Annotated in this window: 17 protein-coding genes and 1 riboswitch; of the genes, 9 read left to right on the forward strand and 8 right to left on the reverse strand. The window is 65.9% G+C overall.

What is annotated here, in order from left to right; translation table 11 throughout:
- Positions 1-113: 113 nt before the first annotated feature.
- Complete coding sequence (locus tag IB256_RS12520) at positions 114-512, forward strand: DUF1090 domain-containing protein (protein ID WP_192293205.1); 399 nt, start codon at positions 114-116, stop codon at positions 510-512.
- A gap of 78 nt (positions 513-590) precedes the next feature.
- Here IB256_RS12520 and IB256_RS12525 read toward each other — a convergent pair whose 3' ends face one another.
- The 3 genes from IB256_RS12525 to IB256_RS12535 all read right to left on the reverse strand — a co-directional run bounded on the left by IB256_RS12525 (position 591) and on the right by IB256_RS12535 (position 2,520).
- Complete coding sequence (locus IB256_RS12525) at positions 591-1,058, reverse strand: c-type cytochrome (RefSeq protein ID WP_192293207.1); 468 nt, start codon at positions 1,056-1,058, stop codon at positions 591-593.
- 144 nt (positions 1,059-1,202) lie between these two features.
- Positions 1,203-1,589 (reverse strand): MAPEG family protein, encoded by a 387-nt coding sequence (locus IB256_RS12530; protein ID WP_151188562.1) that lies wholly within the window; start codon positions 1,587-1,589, stop codon positions 1,203-1,205.
- Positions 1,590-1,689: 100 nt separating this feature from the next.
- Positions 1,690-2,520 carry an EamA family transporter gene (locus IB256_RS12535; protein WP_192293209.1) on the reverse strand — a complete coding sequence of 277 codons (831 nt, stop codon included), beginning with the start codon at positions 2,518-2,520 and terminating at the stop codon, positions 1,690-1,692.
- A gap of 146 nt (positions 2,521-2,666) precedes the next feature.
- Between IB256_RS12535 and IB256_RS12540 the strand changes: the two genes are divergently transcribed.
- Together IB256_RS12540 and IB256_RS12545 are read left to right on the forward strand one after the other, a co-directional pair.
- On the forward strand, positions 2,667-3,281 hold the full coding sequence (locus tag IB256_RS12540; RefSeq protein ID WP_192293211.1) for a LemA family protein: 615 nt from the start codon (positions 2,667-2,669) through the stop codon (positions 3,279-3,281).
- Complete coding sequence (locus IB256_RS12545) at positions 3,278-4,270, forward strand: TPM domain-containing protein (protein WP_192293213.1); 993 nt, start codon at positions 3,278-3,280, stop codon at positions 4,268-4,270. The genes IB256_RS12540 and IB256_RS12545 overlap by 4 nt, the downstream gene beginning before the upstream one ends.
- Before the next feature lie 19 nt (positions 4,271-4,289).
- Here IB256_RS12545 and IB256_RS12550 read toward each other — a convergent pair whose 3' ends face one another.
- The 5 genes from IB256_RS12550 to gcvA form a co-directional block, all read right to left on the reverse strand.
- Entirely contained in the window at positions 4,290-5,066 is a 777-nt protein-coding gene (locus IB256_RS12550) for an ABC transporter ATP-binding protein (protein ID WP_192293215.1), read from the reverse strand.
- Positions 5,066-5,872 carry an ABC transporter permease gene (locus IB256_RS12555; protein WP_015479267.1) on the reverse strand — a complete coding sequence of 269 codons (807 nt, stop codon included), beginning with the start codon at positions 5,870-5,872 and terminating at the stop codon, positions 5,066-5,068. Before IB256_RS12555 ends, IB256_RS12550 begins: the two co-directional genes overlap by 1 nt.
- A gap of 83 nt (positions 5,873-5,955) precedes the next feature.
- Positions 5,956-6,963, reverse strand: a complete 1,008-nt coding sequence (locus tag IB256_RS12560; protein WP_192402769.1) for an ABC transporter substrate-binding protein — start codon at positions 6,961-6,963, stop codon at positions 5,956-5,958.
- 193 nt (positions 6,964-7,156) lie between these two features.
- Entirely contained in the window at positions 7,157-7,564 is a 408-nt protein-coding gene (locus IB256_RS12565; protein WP_045215897.1) for an acyl-CoA thioesterase, read from the reverse strand.
- A gap of 105 nt (positions 7,565-7,669) precedes the next feature.
- Positions 7,670-8,578 carry a transcriptional regulator GcvA gene (gene gcvA / locus IB256_RS12570; RefSeq protein ID WP_192293219.1) on the reverse strand — a complete coding sequence of 303 codons (909 nt, stop codon included), beginning with the start codon at positions 8,576-8,578 and terminating at the stop codon, positions 7,670-7,672.
- Positions 8,579-8,806: 228 nt separating this feature from the next.
- Here gcvA and IB256_RS12575 point away from each other — a divergent pair, with 228 nt between their 5' ends.
- The 6 genes from IB256_RS12575 to IB256_RS12600 all read left to right on the forward strand — a co-directional run bounded on the left by IB256_RS12575 (position 8,807) and on the right by IB256_RS12600 (position 16,971).
- On the forward strand, positions 8,807-9,988 hold the full coding sequence (locus IB256_RS12575) for an acyl-CoA dehydrogenase (RefSeq protein ID WP_192293220.1): 1,182 nt from the start codon (positions 8,807-8,809) through the stop codon (positions 9,986-9,988).
- A 135-nt stretch (positions 9,989-10,123) separates the two neighbouring features.
- Positions 10,124-11,347, forward strand: a complete 1,224-nt coding sequence (locus tag IB256_RS12580) for a CaiB/BaiF CoA transferase family protein (protein WP_192402772.1) — start codon at positions 10,124-10,126, stop codon at positions 11,345-11,347.
- A 329-nt stretch (positions 11,348-11,676) separates the two neighbouring features.
- Positions 11,677-11,789, forward strand: a riboswitch (S-adenosyl-L-homocysteine riboswitch).
- A gap of 22 nt (positions 11,790-11,811) precedes the next feature.
- Positions 11,812-13,221: an adenosylhomocysteinase gene (ahcY, locus tag IB256_RS12585; protein ID WP_192293221.1), complete on the forward strand. Its 1,410-nt coding sequence runs from the start codon at positions 11,812-11,814 to the stop codon at positions 13,219-13,221.
- Positions 13,222-13,274: 53 nt separating this feature from the next.
- Positions 13,275-13,805 (forward strand): HD domain-containing protein, encoded by a 531-nt coding sequence (locus IB256_RS12590; protein ID WP_192293223.1) that lies wholly within the window; start codon positions 13,275-13,277, stop codon positions 13,803-13,805.
- A gap of 54 nt (positions 13,806-13,859) precedes the next feature.
- Complete coding sequence (metF, locus tag IB256_RS12595) at positions 13,860-14,708, forward strand: methylenetetrahydrofolate reductase [NAD(P)H] (protein WP_138213901.1); 849 nt, start codon at positions 13,860-13,862, stop codon at positions 14,706-14,708.
- A 154-nt stretch (positions 14,709-14,862) separates the two neighbouring features.
- A complete protein-coding gene (locus IB256_RS12600) occupies positions 14,863-16,971 on the forward strand; it encodes a DEAD/DEAH box helicase (protein ID WP_192402774.1) in 2,109 nt (702 codons plus the stop codon).
- Positions 16,972-17,085 lie beyond the last annotated feature (114 nt).

A 17,085-nucleotide genomic window follows, 5' to 3' on the forward strand; every position in this document is an offset into this window, starting at 1 on the left:
GGGGCAATTGAGCTGGCGCAGTTGTCCTGGGGCAGCCCCTCGCCCGCCCGTCCATGGCAAACTCTAGCCGTTGACTCCAACGTCATAGTGTTTGGTAACCAAGGACTCCGAAAATGTTCCGAAGCTCTGCCCTGATGGCCGCCATTCTCGCCCTCGGCTGCGCAAACCCGCTGCTCGCCGCCGATGCCGCCAAGCAACCGCTGACCGGCTGCGCGGCCAAGCGTGCCGCCATCGAAACCCAGCTCGAACAGGCCAAGGCCCAGGGCAACGGCAACCGCGTCGCCGGCCTGCAGACCGCGCTGGAGAAGGTGAAGACCTACTGCACCGACGCCAGCCTCACGCAGGAGCGCAAGCAGAACGTGCTGGATGCCGAGAAGGAAGTCGCCCAGCGCGAAAAGGACCTGCGCAAGGCGATGAACAAGGGCGACGCGGAGAAGATCGAGAAGCGCAAGGACAAGCTGGCCGAAGCCCGCGCCGAACTGGAGCAGGCCAAGCGCGAGCTGGAGGAGTAACCAAAGCGCGAATCGGCCCGCCCCTGCAGGAGCGGGCCACGCCCGCGAAGGCGGACAAGGTCCGCCACTGTTCTGCGCTTAGAGCGCGCGGAATTTCTTGTGGCAGGCTTCGCAGGCGTCTTCCACCGCGGCGAAGTCCTTGCGCACACCCTCGGGCGTCGGCGCGGCGTTGCGGGTGTTCTCGTTCAGGGTGTGGACCGCCTGCTGGAAGGTCTTGGCGTCAGCCTGGAACTCCAGCTGGCGCTGCCAGATTTCCGCCTTGGCGCGGGTGTCGTCGCTTTCCACCTTGTCCGCCGGCGGCTGGGTGGTGGGGAAATACTGCCAGGGCTTGTCAGCCAGCTCGCCGAGCTTGGTCGAGTTCGCGCGGAACTTGTCCGCATCGAAGGGGATGCGTCCGCGCAGCATGCCACCCATGTCCTCGCTGGTCTTGAGCATCTCCTTGAACACCGCCTGGCGCTTGTACTCCGGCGAGTTGGGGTCCTGGCGATGGCAGCCGGCGAGCGCCGTGCCGGCGAGCAGCAGAACGAGCAGGGTCTTCAACTTCATGGGGGACTCTTGTAGGACGGCTATTCACGGAAGCGCCGGATTATCCGCCCCGATGTCCGAATGTTCCAGACCACGCCCAAGCAGCTGCGGCCATCCGCCGCAGCCGTGCGCCTTTCGTTCAGCCGCCGTTCAGGCGCGCACAGGTCAGGCCGAAACGACGAAGATCGCGATGATCAGGCCCATGCCGAGGAACCAGACCAACGAGCGCAGCAGCGCCAGGTCCGCGACGTAGAAGATCAGGTAGAGCAGGCGGCTGGTGACCCAGGCGATGGCCAGGCGGTCGATGGTGGCGGGTTCGGCGTTGTTCACCACGTAGGCGATGATCACCGCCGCGGCGAAGGCCGGGGTGACCTCGAAGCTGTTCATCTGGAAGGCGTTGGCGCGCTTGCGATAGCCCTCCAGGGTGGCGAGGAAGGTGCGCGGGTCGTGGTTCTGCCGGGGGCCGAAGCCGCCGCCGGTGAACTTGGCGAGGCTGGTACCGACATAGGGCAGGAAGATCGCGATCAGGACGCACCAGAAGGCAATGGGCATGGAAAGAATCTCGTCGAGGGGAAAGCGCGCAGCTTAGGTCATCGCCTCACGCCTCGTCCTTGACCGGCTTGGCGCTACGCGACGTAGCGCGGGCCAATCCTCAGAGTTTCATCACCAGCATGCCCGCCAGCACCAGGCTGCAGGCGGCCAGGCGTGGCAGGCCGAAGGGCTCCTTGAGGAAGCGCATGCCGAACAGCACCACCAGCAGCACGCTGGTCTCGCGCAGGGCGGCGGCCTCGGCGATGGAACCCATCTGCATGGCCCAGAGCACCAGCCCGTAGCTGAGCAGCACGCAGAAACCGACGCTCAGGCCGAGCTTCCAGTCGTTGATCCAGAACTTGGCGAAGGCCCGTGTGCGCCCGACCAGCGCCACCAGCGGGAATGGCAGGCCGGACAGCAGCGACAGCCAGACCAGGTAGTCCAGCGGCTTGGGCCAGAGCTTCAGCGCGTTGCCGTCGGTCCAGGTATAGCTGCCGATGCACACCCCCATCAGCAGCACGGTGGGATAGGCGATCCACGGCAGCTTCGAGCCGCCCCCGCCCTTGAGCAGGAACAGCATGCCGACCGGGATCAGCAGGATGCCGAGGATCTGCTTGTCGCTCAGGTGCTCGCCGCCGAAGGTCAGGGTCAGCGCCAGCACCACCAGCGGCGACAGGCCGCGCATCAGCGGGTAGACCAGCCCCAAGTCGCCGACCTTGTAGGCCTGGATCAGCAGCACCCGGTAGACCAATTGCAGCGACACGGCGGCCAGCAGCCAGGGCCAGACCTCGGCGGGAGGAATCTCGATCCACGGCAGCAGGACCAGCGCGGCGGCCAGGCCGACCATGTCCATGCAGGCGACCACCAGCAGGCGGTCGCTGCTGAATTTGACGAGGGTGTTCCAGGTGGCGTGCAGCAGGGCGGCCAGCAGCACCAGGGTAGTGGCGAGCACGAAAGCAAACTCCTGGTATAGACCAAGCCAATTCTACCCCGAGCCACCCCATGGGCCGCAAGCATCGGCTGTTTCGGACATTTCCATCTGACTCCTCAGCCGGAACTGACCTAGACTGGGCCTTTTCGCCAGCACGAGCGTCTGCCATGCCCCGTTTGATCAAGTTCCTCACCGGCTACATCCTGGTCACCCTGCTCTCCGGTTGCGGCTACAACGCCATGCAGGCCGGCGACGAACAGGTGAAGGCCGCCTGGTCGGAAGTGCTCAACCAGTACCAGCGCCGCGCCGACCTGATCCCCAACCTGGTCAGCACCGTGAAGGGCTACGCCGCCCATGAAGCCAGCGTGCTGACCCAGGTGACCGAGGCCCGCGCCAAGGTCGGCAGCACCACACTCAATGCCGACCAGCTGGACGATCCGGAAGCGGTCAAGCGCTTCCAGCAGGCCCAGGGCCAGCTCAGTTCGGCGCTCTCGCGCCTGCTGGTGGTCTCGGAAAACTACCCGCAGCTCAAGGCAGACGGCCTGTTCAAGGACCTGCTGACCCAGCTCGAAGGCACCGAGAACCGCATCACCGTCGCCCGTGGCCGCTACGTGAAGTCGGTGCAGGAATACAACGTGATGATTCGCCAGTTCCCGCAGGTGATCACCGCGAAAATCTTCGGCTACAAGCCCAAGGCCAACTTCAGCGTCGAGAACGAAGCCGCCATCTCCACCGCGCCTAAAGTGGACTTCGGCAACGCGCCGGCGCAGCCCGCGCAATGACCCTGCCGCGCTGGCTGCTGGCCGCCCTGCTGCTGTGCTGGGCGGGCCTGCTGCAGGCGGCACCGGTCGCCATCCCGCCGCTCAGCGCCCGCGTCACCGACCTCACCCAGACCCTCGATGCAGGCCAGCGCGCGCAGTTGGAAAGCCAGCTCGCCGGCCTGGAGCAGCGCAAGGGTGCGCAGATCGCCGTACTGCTGATCCCCAGCACCGGCGAGGACAGCATCGAGGACTACGCGGTCCGCGCCTTCGAACAGTGGAAGCTGGGCCGCAAGGGCGTGGACGACGGCGTGCTGCTGGTAGTGGCCAAGAATGACCGCGCGCTGCGCATCGAAGTCGGCTACGGACTGGAAGGCACCATCACCGACGTGCAGGCCGGGCGCATCATCCGCGACACCATAGTCCCGCACTTCAAGACCGGTGACTTCGCCGGCGGCATCCAGGCCGGCGTGGACAGCCTGATAGCGCTGATAGAACCGCCAGCGGCGGCCCCTGCCGAACCCGATACGGGCGCGACGGATCAACTGCCGCAGACGGGCCCGGTGACGGGCTACAGCGATGCGTACTCCAACCGCAACGCCAGCGCCGCTGAGGAAATCCCGCCTGCACGCCTGCTCGGCCTGCTCGCTCTGCTGGTGGGTGTGCCGCTGCTGTGCCTGCTGTTCCCGGTGCAGTGGCTGCGCCAGCGCAGCATGGGCCGCTACCTGCTGTGCAGCGCGCTGGTCGGCGGCGTGGCCTCGGCGGTATTGCTGTTCAGCGAAGCCAATCCCGCCGCCCTGCAGCAGCAGATGATCGGTTCATTCTCGATTCCGCTGGTGCTGTACATCTTCTTCCTGCCGCCGATGTGGCTGACCTCGGGCGTGCTGCAGCTGCTGCTGATGATCATCAGCTCGATCGGACGTGGCGGCGGTGGGCGTGGGGGCGGCGGGGGCGGTGGCTTCCGAGGGGGCGGTGGCTCCAGCGGCGGCGGCGGGGCCTCCGGCCGCTGGTAAGCCCATGCACGCTTGAGAATTACAGGGCGGCGACGCCCTGCTCTTCTTCGCGGATCGAACGCAGCACCTGGCGCTGCAGGTCGATGAACTCGGCACTGGCGGCCATGTCCTCATGGCGCGGGCGACCGAGCTTCACATCGAAGGTGGCCTTGATCCGCCCGGGGCCCAGGCCCATCACCACGATGCGGTCGGACAGGTAGACCGCCTCCTCCACGTCATGGGTGACGAACATCACCGTCAGCCGGTGGGTCTCCCAGATGCGCGTGAGCAGCTCCTGCATCTGGTGGCGGGTCATGGCATCCAGCGCGCCGAAGGGCTCATCCATCAGCAGGATCTTCGGCCGGTAGGACAGCGCTCGGGCAATCGCCACGCGCTGCTTCATGCCGCCGGACAATTCGTTCGGATAGGCCTCGGCGAACTTCGTCAGCTTCACCAGTTCCAGGTGCTCGTCGGCGATCTCGCGGCACTGCGCGCGGGACATGCCGGCCGCCTTGAGGGCGAACTCGACGTTCTGCCGCGCAGTGAGCCAGGGCAGCAGGGTGTAGGACTGGAACACCACGCCACGGTCCAGGCCGGGACCTGCGATCGGCACGCCGTCCACCTTCACGCTGCCGCTGTCGAATTCCTCCAGGCCGGCAGCAATGGACAGCAGCGTGCTCTTGCCGCAGCCCGAGGTGCCGACGATGGAGACGAACTCGTTGTCCGCCAGGGTCAGGTCGATGTTGCGCAGCACCTCGCGGCGCTCCTTGCCGACCGCGAAGCTCTTGTTCAGGCCGGAGATTTCCAAAGTCGCCATCAGCTGCGTCTCCGGTTGTAGCGGAACAGGACCTTCTCGCCGGCGCGCATGGCCTGGTCGGTGACCAGCCCGAGGAAGCCCAGCAGAAGGATGTAGCCGATGATGGTGTCGGTCTGGAAGAAGCGCTGGGACACGGTGATGCGGTAGCCCAGGCCCGAGGTCGCGGCCACCAGTTCGGCCAGCACCAGCCAGGTCCAGGCCCAGCCGAGGCTGATCCGCAGCGCGTCCCAGATACCCGGCAGGGCGCTGGGCAGGACGATCCTCAGGAGGATGCGGCGATCCGGCATGCCGAGGGTGCGGCCGAGGCCGACGAAGTCCGCCGGCACGCGCTTGATGGCGTCCATCACCATCAGCACCTGCTGGAAGAAGGTGCCGATCCAGATGATGAGGAACTTCTGGAAGTCGCTGGTGCCGGCCCAGAGGATGGTCAGCGGCACGAAAGCGACCACCGGCATGTAGCGCACGAAGTCCACCAGCGGCTCGGTGGCGGCTTTCCAGAAGCCGTAGCAGCCGGCGAACACGCCGATCACGATGGACATCGCCGAGGACACCAGGAAGGCCACGGCGATGCGGTACACGCTGACCTTCAGGTCCGACCACAGTGTGCCGTCGGCGGCCAGCTTGAGCATGCGCGCCCAGACGTCGCCGGGCGCCGGCAGGAATATCTTCGGCACCGCGCCGCTGGCGCCGGCCAGCCACCAGAGCAGCGCCAGCAGGACGAACACGGCGCCGCCGATGAGCAGGAAATGGCGCTGCGCGATCGGCTTGCCGATGGTGAACAGCGGGTTGGATTTACGGGCTTTCATGTCGGGCTCGTCGAACGGAGAAAGACGCGCGCCGGCTCAGGGCCGGCGCGCGCCGTGTCTCGGAAGATCAATGAATCAGAGAATCAGAGCGCCTCGACGAAACGCGCGTCGATGGCCTGCGCCGGGGTGACCGGCTGCTGGAGGATGCCGGCTTCGCTGGCGGCCTTCTGGATGTGCTCGAACGAGCCTTTCTGGAAGGCGCCCTTCAACTCGGCCTGATTCTCCTTCACCGAGTAGAAGTGCACGCCGTCGAAGGCACTGGTCAGCTCTGACTCGTCGGCGCCCACGCCCTTGGCAATGGCGGCGCGGCCTTCGGCGCCCTTTTCGTTGTAGTGCTTGAGGCCGGCCTCCCAGCTCTTGATCAGCGCCAGCACCTGGCCGGGACGCTCCTTGAGGACTTCGTCGCGGACCACGAACACGTCACTGATGATGCCCGGATCGTCCGAACCCTTGTACAGCAGGTTGACCTTGGGGTTCTGCTGCTTGGCGGCGGACAGGTAGGGCTCGTAGGTCACGGCGGCCGGAACCTGGCCGGCGATCAGCGCGCTGCCGGCGTTGGCGGCAGGCATCGGCACTGGCTGCACGTCGGCGATGGTCAGGCCGGCCTTGCGCAGGGCGCTGTGCAGGAGGATGTCGCTGGTGGTGCCTTCTTCGTAGGCGACCTGTTTGCCCTTGAGGTCGGTCAGGGTCTTGATCGACGGGTCGACGATCAGCGCGTCGGCGCTGGTGCTCTGGTCCAACAGCAGGACGATCTTCACCGGCAGGCCGGCGGCGACCATGGCCATCGCGGTGTGCGTGGCGAGGTTGCCGCCGTCGATCTGGCCGCTGGCCAGGGCGGCGTTCATGTCCTTGTCTTCGGTGAAGTTGACCAGCTCGACCTGTTCCAGGCCGTTGGCCTTGAAGGCGCCAGCCTGTTCGGCGACATACCACTGGCCGTAGCCCAGCCAGGGCTGCATGCCCATCTTGAAGGTGCCGGCTTCGGGCTTGGTGTCGGCCTTGATCGCTGCGGCGTGCGCGACGCCGGTCAGCAGAAGGCTGGCACAAGTGGCCACGGCCAGTTGGCGCAGCGCGGATGCGAAGGTGGTGTGCATGGTCTCTCCCCGGTCATTGTTTTGCAGGCACATTCGGGTGAATGCGTGCTGCTGGATCGGCGGGGAGCGTGCGTCGGCCCATGCCCGCCGTGGGCGGGCACAGGCTCACATTCAATCGGCGCAAATGCAAAGGTTTTCGCCGCAGTTCGGCTTGGCTCCGGGCACGCTGGCAATCACCTCGGCGAGTCAGCCATCAGGGCTGGGGAATGGCGTCGTCCTTGAACTGGTCCTTGATGTAGAGGATCTCGGTGCGGCCGTGGGGCGCCGGCTGACCGTCCGGGCCGATGTTGACGAAGACCATCTTGTCGACCGTGAGGATGCTCTTGCGGGTGATCTTGTTGCGCACCTCGCAGGTCAGGGTGATCGAGGTGCGACCGAACTCGGTGGCGGTGATGCCCAGCTCGATGATGTCGCCCTGGCGTGCCGAGCTGACGAAGTTGATCTCCGAGATGAACTTGGTCACCACGCGCTGGTTGCCCAGCTGGATGATGGCGTAGATCGCCGCTTCTTCGTCGATCCACTTCAGAAGACTGCCGCCGAACAGGGTGCCGTTCGGGTTGAGGTCTTCAGGCTTGACCCATTTGCGGGTATGGAAATTCATGGAAGCTCCTTCTTGGGAGGTTGCGCCTCGTGAGCGCGATGACGGGGAAAGCCCCGCCGGCTATGCAAGTCTGGACCCGGCCGATGCCTGTCTGCTTGTCATGGCTCAGCCAAGGCCGGCTTCGGCTCTGTACCGTGCCGCCTCGTCGACCAGCCAGTCGCGGAACGCGCCCAGGGTCGCCGACTCCACCTTGCGTTCGGGAATCATCAGGTAATAGGCATTTTCGCTCAAATAGGCATGTTGCATCGGCACGATCAGCCGGCCGTCGGCCAGCTCCTGCTGGATCAACATCGGCGGGATCAGCGCCACGCCCATGCCGTGCATCGCCGCCTGGGCGAGCATGGAGAACAGTTCGTAGCGGGTGCCGCTCATGTCGTGCGCCACGCTCATGCCCAGCGAACCGAACCACTGGCGCCAGGCGTAGGGGCGGGTGGTCTGTTGCATCAGCGGCAGCTCGGCGATCTGTGCCGCAGACAACGCCCGTTGCCCCCTCAGCAGCTCAGGGCTGCACACCGGCACCGGGTTCTCGTGCATGAGGAAATTGGCCACCGTACCGGACCACACGCCATCGCCGAAATACAGCGCGGCGTCGAACTCGGTGTCGGCGAAGAGGAACGGCCGGGTGCGGTTGGTCAGGTTGACCGTGACTTCCGGGTGCAGGCGCTTGAAGTCCTTCAGCCGCGGCAGCAGCCACTGGGTGGCGAAGGTCGGCACCACCGCCAGCTCCAGCGTACCGCCACCCTGCTGCCCCATCACTGCCAGGGTGTCGCGCTCCACCGCATCCAGGCGCTGGGCGACGCGGCGGCTGTAGTTGAGCCCCGCCTCGGTCAGCTTCACCCCGCGCCGCGAACGGCGGAACAGCTCGACGCCGAGGAACTCCTCCAGCGTGGCGATCTGCCGGCAAATGGCACTCTGGGTCAGCGACAGTTCGTCGGCGGCCTTGGTGAAGCTTTCGTGGCGAGCGGCGGATTCGAAGGCGACCAGCGCCGCGGTGGTCGGTATCTTGCGTCGCATCGAATGCCTCTTCGGAATATCGTGATGCGCAGAATTCGCCAGGAACGCCTGATATAGAGGCCATTCCTGGAAAAATCGCATCAACCCTGCGATTACGGAGTGACAAAATAGCACAACAGCGTGCGAATTAGTCGGTTGCCCGGCTTCCCGACGGCTGACTAGGATGGCCAACACCGAGCCCGCCTAGACTTGTGCGGGTCTTTCACTGTCTGCGTTCGAGGTTTCTCCATGGCGACCAAAGCAAGCTTCAACTGGGAAGATCCGCTGCTGCTGGATCAGCAACTCACCGAAGAAGAGCGCATGGTGCGCGACAGCGCCTACCAGTTCGCCCAGGACAAGCTGGCCCCGCGCGTGCTGGAAGCCTTCCGCCATGAACAGACCGACCCGGCGATCTTCCGCGAAATGGGCGAAACCGGCCTGCTCGGCGCGACCATCCCCGAACAATACGGCGGCAGTGGCCTGAACTACGTGTGCTACGGCCTGATCGCCCGTGAAGTCGAGCGCATCGACTCCGGCTACCGCTCGATGATGAGCGTGCAGTCCTCCCTGGTGATGGTGCCGATCAACGAATTCGGCAACGAAGCCACCAAGCAGAAATACCTGCCGAAACTGGCCAGCGGCGAGTACATCGGCTGCTTCGGCCTGACCGAGCCGGACCACGGCTCCGACCCGGGCTCGATGATCACCCGCGCCAAGAAAGTCGACGGCGGCTACCGCCTGACCGGCGCCAAGATGTGGATCACCAACAGCCCGATCGCCGATGTCTTCGTGGTCTGGGCCAAGGATGACGAAGGCCAGATCCGTGGCTTCGTCCTGGAAAAAGGCTGGGAAGGCCTGTCCGCCCCGGCGATCCACGGCAAGGTCGGCCTGCGCGCCTCGATCACCGGCGAGATCGTGATGAACAACGTGTTCTGCCCGGAAGAGAACGCCTTCCCGGACGTGCGCGGCCTGCGTGGTCCGTTCACCTGCCTGAACTCCGCCCGCTACGGCATCTCCTGGGGCGCCCTGGGTGCCGCCGAAGCCTGCTGGCACACCGCTCGCCAGTACACCCTGGACCGCAAGCAGTTCGGCCGCCCGCTGGCCGCCAACCAGCTGATCCAGAAGAAGCTGGCCGACATGCAGACCGACATCACCCTCGCCCTGCAAGGCTGCCTGCGCCTGGGCCGGATGAAAGACGAAGGCACCGCCGCCGTCGAAATCACCTCGATCATGAAGCGCAACAGCTGCGGCAAGGCCCTGGACATCGCCCGCCTGGCCCGCGACATGCTCGGCGGCAACGGCATCTCCGACGAGTTCGGCGTGGCCCGCCACCTGGTCAACCTGGAGGTGGTGAACACCTACGAAGGTACCCACGACGTCCACGCGCTGATCCTCGGCCGCGCCCAGACCGGCATCCAGGCGTTCTTCTAAGCGCCTCGCGCCAGCCCGGCTCTCATCGAAGGCCGGGCTGGCGACCGTTTACCTCTCGCCCGAGAGGCCCCGGGGAGGACCGTGGAGTCCCCGCACTGCGCCCTCCCCGCCCCTATTCACGTTGCAGGTGATTGCATGTCCGGCGCCCTTTCGCACATCCGTGTCCTCGATCTCTCCCGCGTTCTCGCCGGCCCCTGGGCCGGGCAGATCCTCGCCGACCTCGGCGCGGAAGTGATCAAGATCGAGCGTCCCGGCAGCGGCGACGACACCCGCGCCTGGGGCCCGCCGTTCCTAAAGGACAGCGATGGCCGCGACACCAGCGAAGCGGCGTATTACCTGTCGGCGAACCGCAACAAGAAATCCCTGACCATCGACTTCACCCAGCCCGAAGGCCAGCGCCTGGTGCGCGAACTCGCCGCCAAGGCCGACATCGTGCTGGAGAACTTCAAGGTCGGCGGTCTGAAAGCCTACGGCCTGGACTACGCGTCGCTGAAAGCGCTGAATCCGAAGCTGATCTACTGCTCGATCACCGGCTTCGGCCAGTTCGGCCCCTACGCCAAGCGCGCCGGCTACGACTTCATGATCCAGGGCCTGGGCGGCCTGATGAGCCTGACCGGCCGCTCCGACGCCGAGGAAGGCGCCGGCCCGGTGAAGGTCGGCGTCGCGCTGACCGACATCCTCACCGGCCTGTACTCGTCCACCGCGATCCTCGCCGCCCTCGCCCACCGCGATGTCAGCGGCATCGGCCAGCACATCGACATGGCGCTGCTGGACGTGCAGGTCGCCTGCCTGGCCAACCAGACCCTGAACTACCTGACCACCGGCAACCCGCCGCGTCGCCTGGGCAACGCGCACCCGAACATCGTGCCGTACCAGGATTTCCCCACCGCCGATGGCGACCTCATCCTCACCGTCGGCAATGACGGGCAGTTCCGCAAGTTCGCAGAACTGGCGGGCCATCCGGAATGGGCCAGCGACGAGCGCTTCGCCACCAACCAGGCGCGTGTGGCGCACCGCGAGGTGCTGATCCCGCTGATCCGCCAGTCCACCGTGATGCGCACCACTGCCGAATGGATCACGCTGCTGGAACAGGCCAGCGTACCCTGCGGCCCGATCAACGACCTGGCCCAGGTCTTCGCCGACCCGCAGGTCATCGCACGCGGCCTGCGCGTGGACCTGCCGCATCCGCTGGCTGGCAGCGTGCCGCAGGTGGCCAGCCCGATCCGTCTGTCCGAGACGCCCGTGGAGTACCGCAACGCCCCGCCGACCCTCGGCCAGCACACCCAGGAAATCCTCGAAGGCGTGCTGGGCCTGGACCAGGCCGCCATCGGCAAGCTGCGCGACGACGGCGTGATCTGACGCCCCCGCTCCACGATGAAACTCCCGTAGGGCGAATAACGCCTCAGGCGTTATCCGCCGTCCGTCGACTCAGAAGCCAGGAACGGCGGATAAAGCGTACCGCTTTATGCGCCCGACGACTGACAATAAGCGCCCGCTCCCGCGAGCGCCCAACGATCCCCGCAACGACGCCCGCGCCAGGGTTTTCACGGCCCCTGGCGCGGGCGCGACGGGGACCCCGGCCGCGATCCAGTACGCGAACGCGACCAAAAGCCTTTGGCTTGTCATGCGCCATGGCTATAATCCGCAAGCTTCAATAACGGCCGGCACTGTCCGGCTGTTCCCGCCACCTGTCCGAGGGGCGCTGCAGCAGGTCGATTCGCTTCGACATGTCAGGCTCGGATGGGGCGCGTCACGGTCGGCAACCGCCGATCGCCAAACGCATCAACGGCGCCCATTCGCAGACAACGAATGGAGAGTTACGCATGAGCGCTGTCATGACGCCTGCCGGTTTCACCGACTTCAAAGTCGCCGACATTTCCCTGGCCGCCTGGGGCCGCCGCGAGCTGATCATCGCCGAGTCCGAAATGCCGGCTCTGATGGGCCTGCGCCGCAAGTACGCCGCCAGCCAGCCGCTCAAAGGCGCGAAGATCCTCGGCTGCATCCACATGACCATCCAGACCGGCGTACTGATCGAGACCCTGACCGCGCTGGGCGCCGAAGTGCGCTGGTCGTCCTGCAACATCTTCTCCACCCAGGACCAGGCCGCTGCCGCCATCGCCGCCGCCGGCATCCCGGTCTTTGCCTGGAAAGGCGAGACCGAGCAGGAATACGAGTGGTGCATCGAGCAGACCATCCTCAAGGATGGCCAGCCGTGGGACGCCAACATGGTGCTGGACGACGGCGGTGACCTGACCGAAATCCTGCACAAGAAATACCCGCAGATGCTCGAGCGCATCCACGGCGTCACCGAAGAGACCACCACCGGTGTGCACCGTCTGCTCGACATGCTCAAGGCCGGCACCCTGAAAGTCCCGGCGATCAACGTCAACGACGCTGTGACCAAGAGCAAGAACGACAACAAGTACGGCTGCCGTCACAGCCTGAACGACGCCATCAAGCGCGGCACCGACCACCTGCTGTCGGGCAAGCAGGCCCTGGTGATCGGCTACGGCGACGTGGGCAAGGGCTCCGCCCAGTCCCTGCGTCAGGAAGGCATGATCGTGAAGGTTTCCGAAGTCGACCCGATCTGCGCCATGCAGGCCTGCATGGACGGCTTCGAGCTGGTCTCCCCGTACAAGAACGGCCTGAACGACGGCACCGAAGCCAGCGTTGACGCCGCTCTCTTGGGCAAGATCGACCTGATCGTCACCACCACCGGCAACGTCAATGTCTGCGACGCCGGCATGCTGAAAGCGCTGAAGAAGCGCGCCGTGGTGTGCAACATCGGTCACTTCGACAACGAGATCGACACCGCCTTCATGCGCAAGACCTGGGCCTGGGAAGAGGTGAAGCCGCAGGTGCACAAGATCCACCGCACCGGCGCTGGCGACTTCGATCCGGCCAACGACGACTACCTGATCCTGCTGGCCGAAGGCCGTCTGGTGAACCTGGGCAACGCCACTGGCCACCCGAGCCGCATCATGGACGGCTCCTTCGCCAACCAGGTGCTGGCGCAGATCTTCCTGTTCGAGCAGAAGTACGCTGACCTCTCCGCCGAGAAGAAAGCCGAGCGTCTGACCGTCGAAGTCCTGCCGAAGAAACTGGACGAAGAAGTGGCCCTGGAAATGGTCAAAGGCTTCGGTGGCGTCGTCACCCAGCTGACCCCGAAACAGGCCGAGTACATCGGTGTGACCGTGGAAGGCCCGTTCAAGCCGGACACCTACCGCTACTGATGTGCCAGAGGGCAGACGAGCAATCGTCTGCCCTCTTTGCCATCTGGTGCCCCATGGATCTGCAGGACAGCTACAACCAGGCCTGGCTCTTCGCCGCCGGCGCTCACGCCGGGCAGACGCTGACCGCCTCGTCGCTGCCCTACGCAGTCCACCTGGCGATGGTAGCCAATGAAGTGATGGCGGCCGACCGCGAAGCGCCCATCCAGCGCCTGGCGGAAACCGTCCAGATCGCCCTGCTGCACGACGTGCTCGAAGACACCCCGGTGCCCTTCGAGGAACTGCAGACGCGTTTCGGCGAGTTCGTCGCCGACGGCGCCCAGCGCCTGAGCAAGGTGGTGAATGGCGAGAAACTGCCATTCGACATCTACCTCGAAAGGCTGGCGACCGGCGCGGCGCAGTATGCGATCGTCAAGCTGTGCGACCGGATCACCAACCTGCAGCCGCCACCCTCGACCTGGGCGCGGAGCAAGATCGCCGAATACCATGCTCAGTCGCAGCGCATCCTGGCCGTCCTCGGCCATGCGCACGAGCCCAGCGCCGAGCGACTGCGCACGAAGATAGACAACTACCGCCGTCACTTCTGAAGTCGACGGCACATGCCGGCAGCCACGCGATGACGCGGCGCCGAAGGAACGACCATGAGTCAGAAAGAACGCCGTTTCAGCTTCGAGTTCTTCCCCGCCAAGACCGAAGCCGGCCATGAAAAACTGCTGGCCACCGCAAGCCAGCTGGCCGCGAAAAAGCCCGACTTCTTCTCCTGCACCTATGGTGCCGGTGGCTCCACCCGCGATCGCACCCTGACCACCGTGCTGCAGCTGGATGGCGAGGTGAAGGTGCCGACCGCACCGCACCTGTCCTGCGTCGGCGACACCAAGCCCGAGCTGCGCGCCCTGCTGGCCCACTACAAGGACGCCGGCATCCGTCGCATCGTCGCCCTGCGCGGCGACCTGCCCTCGGGCATGGGCATGGCCAGCGGCGAGCTGCGCTACGCCAACGAGCTGGTGGAATTCATCCGCGCCGAAACCGGCGATCACTTCCACATCGAAGTTGCCGCCTATCCGGAAGTTCACCCGCAGGCGCGCAATTTCGAGGATGATTTGGCGAATTTCGTGCGCAAGGTCAAAGCCGGCGCCGACTCTGCCATCACACAATACTTCTTCAACGCCGACAGCTACTTCCATTTTGTCGAGCGTGCGGAGAAACTCGGTGTCAGCATTCCGGTTGTACCGGGTATCATGCCGATCACCAACTACACCAAACTGGCCCGCTTCTCCGACGCCTGTGGCGCGGAAATCCCCCGTTGGATTCGCAAGCAGCTGGAAGCCTACGGCGACGACATCGCCAGCATCCAGGCCTTTGGTGAGCAGGTCATCACCGAAATGTGCGAACGCCTCCTCGAGGGCGGCGCACCCGGTCTGCATTTCTACACCCTGAACCAGGCTGAACCCAGCCTGGCGCTCTGGAACAACCTCAAGCTCCCCCGCTGAGGATCATTGCTCCGGGCTTACCGTCCGCGATCCCGGCCAGCGCAACGCCGGCGTATCGTGGACGGGGTGCTTCCAGCCATCGGCTGAGCGCTCGCCCCGAGCCTGAAATCACGCGCCCTCGAGCCGGCAGGTCGCCGGCCTACAGGAACCCCGCATGTCCTTTACTTCCCTCGGTCTCTCCGAGGCCCTGGCTGGCGCCGTTGAAGCCGCCGGCTACGCGCGCCCCACTCCCGTCCAGGAACGCGCCATCCCCGCCGTACTTCAAGGCCGCGACCTCATGGTTGCCGCCCAGACCGGCACCGGCAAGACCGGCGGCTTCGCCCTCCCGGTGCTCGAACGCCTGTTCCCCGAAGGCCACCCGGACCGCGAACACCGCCACGGCCCGCGCCAGGCTCGCGTCCTGGTACTGACGCCGACCCGCGAGCTGGCTGCCCAGGTGCACGACAGCTTCAAGGTCTACGCCCGCGACCTGCCCCTGAAAAGCGCCTGCATCTTCGGCGGCGTCGGCATGAATCCGCAGGTCCAGGCGATGTCCAAGGGCGTCGACGTCCTGGTCGCCTGCCCCGGCCGCCTGCTCGACCTGATCGGTCAGGGCAGCGTCGATCTGTCCCGCGTGGAAATCCTCGTCCTCGATGAAGCCGACCGCATGCTCGACATGGGCTTCATCCACGACGTGAAGAAGGTCCTCGCCAAGCTGCCGGCCAAGCGCCAGAACCTGCTGTTCTCGGCGACCTTCTCCAAAGACATCATCGACCTCACCAACAAGCTCCTGCACAACCCGGAGCGCATCGAGGTCACCCCGCCGAACACCACCGTCGAGCGTATCGAGCAGCGCGTGTTCCGCATTCCGTCGGTACAGAAGCGCGCGCTGCTGGCGCACCTGGTGACCATGGGCGCCTGGGAACAGGTGCTGGTGTTCACCCGCACCAAGCACGGCGCCAACCGCCTGGCCGAGTACCTGACCAAGCACGGCCTGCCGGCCGCCGCGATCCACGGCAACAAGAGCCAGAACGCGCGCACCAAGGCCCTGGCCGACTTCAAGGCCAACGACGTGCGCATCCTGGTCGCCACCGACATCGCCGCCCGCGGCCTGGACATCGACCAGTTGCCCCACGTGGTCAACTACGAGCTGCCCAACGTCGAGGAAGATTACGTCCACCGCATCGGCCGTACCGGCCGCGCCGGTCGTACCGGTGAAGCCATCTCGCTGGTGGCGCCGGACGAGGACAAGCTGCTCAAGGCCATCGAGCGCCTGACCAAGCAGCGTATCCCCGATGGCGATACCCTGGGCTTCGACCCCGACACCGTGCTGCCGGAAGTCCAGCAGCCCGAGCCGAAGGAAGCCCCGCAGCGCCAACCGCGCAAGGACAAGGCCAAGCGTGGCGAGCGCAAGGACCGCAACAAGGACAAGCCGCAGCAACCGCAGGCCGAAGAGCAGCAGAGCGCCGCTCCCAACGCTGAAGGCGAAGCCGCTGACGGCGACAAGCCGGCCGGCAAGCGCCGCCGTCGAGGCGGGCGCGGCAAGAAGAAGGGCGACGGCCAGGGCAGCGACGCGCAACCGAACGCCAACACTCAGGCTCGTGAGCCGCGCGAACCCCGTCAACCGCGCCAGCCCCGCCAGCAGCAAGACCAGCAGGGCCAGCAGGGCCAGCAGGGCCAGGGCCGTCAGCAGCAGGCCAAGCCGGCTCGCGCACCGAAAGCCGACGGCAACCGCGACCCGGAAGAGTTCCTCGACGACGACTTCGACAACTTCGGCAACCGCGCCGACTACGTCAGCCCGTTCCCGGACAAGGACCAGCAACGCGGCCAGCGCCGCCGTGGCGGTCAGGGCCAGGGGCAAGGCGCAGGTCAGGGCCAGAACCAGGGTCAGGGCCAGCAACGCGCCCGCAGCCAGGGTGGTCAGGGCGGCAGCCAGGGTGGAAGCGGTCAAGGCCGTAGCCAGGGCCAAGGACAAGGTCAGGGCCGCGCCGCCAAGAAGCCTAACGGCGGTGGTCGCACCCAGGGCCAAGGCCAGGGCGGCAACGCTCAGGGCAAGGCCGGCCAGCGCAAGCGCGGTGGCAAGGCTCCGGCTTCGCGCATGAACGACGCCCCGCTGCGCGAGCCGAGCGAGTACGGCGCCGCCAAGCCGACCCGCCAGCCGGTAGTGATCAACAAGCGCGACCTGGTTCGCACCGACCGCTTCCCGACGCCGGAGCAGCTGGAAGAGCTGGAACCGCGCCGCAAGACCGAGCGTCCCGCGCTGCTGACCCGCAACCGCGAGTGATGCTGTAGAAGAAACCGCCCTCCGGGGCGGTTTCTTTTTGCCCGCGATTTGGCGCCGATACACCCTGTGATCCTACAAAAGCCCTGCACCTCACCTGCCCGCATAGGGCGGATA

Source organism: Pseudomonas sp. PDM17, from assembly GCF_014851985.1.
GTDB lineage: Bacteria > Pseudomonadota > Gammaproteobacteria > Pseudomonadales > Pseudomonadaceae > Pseudomonas.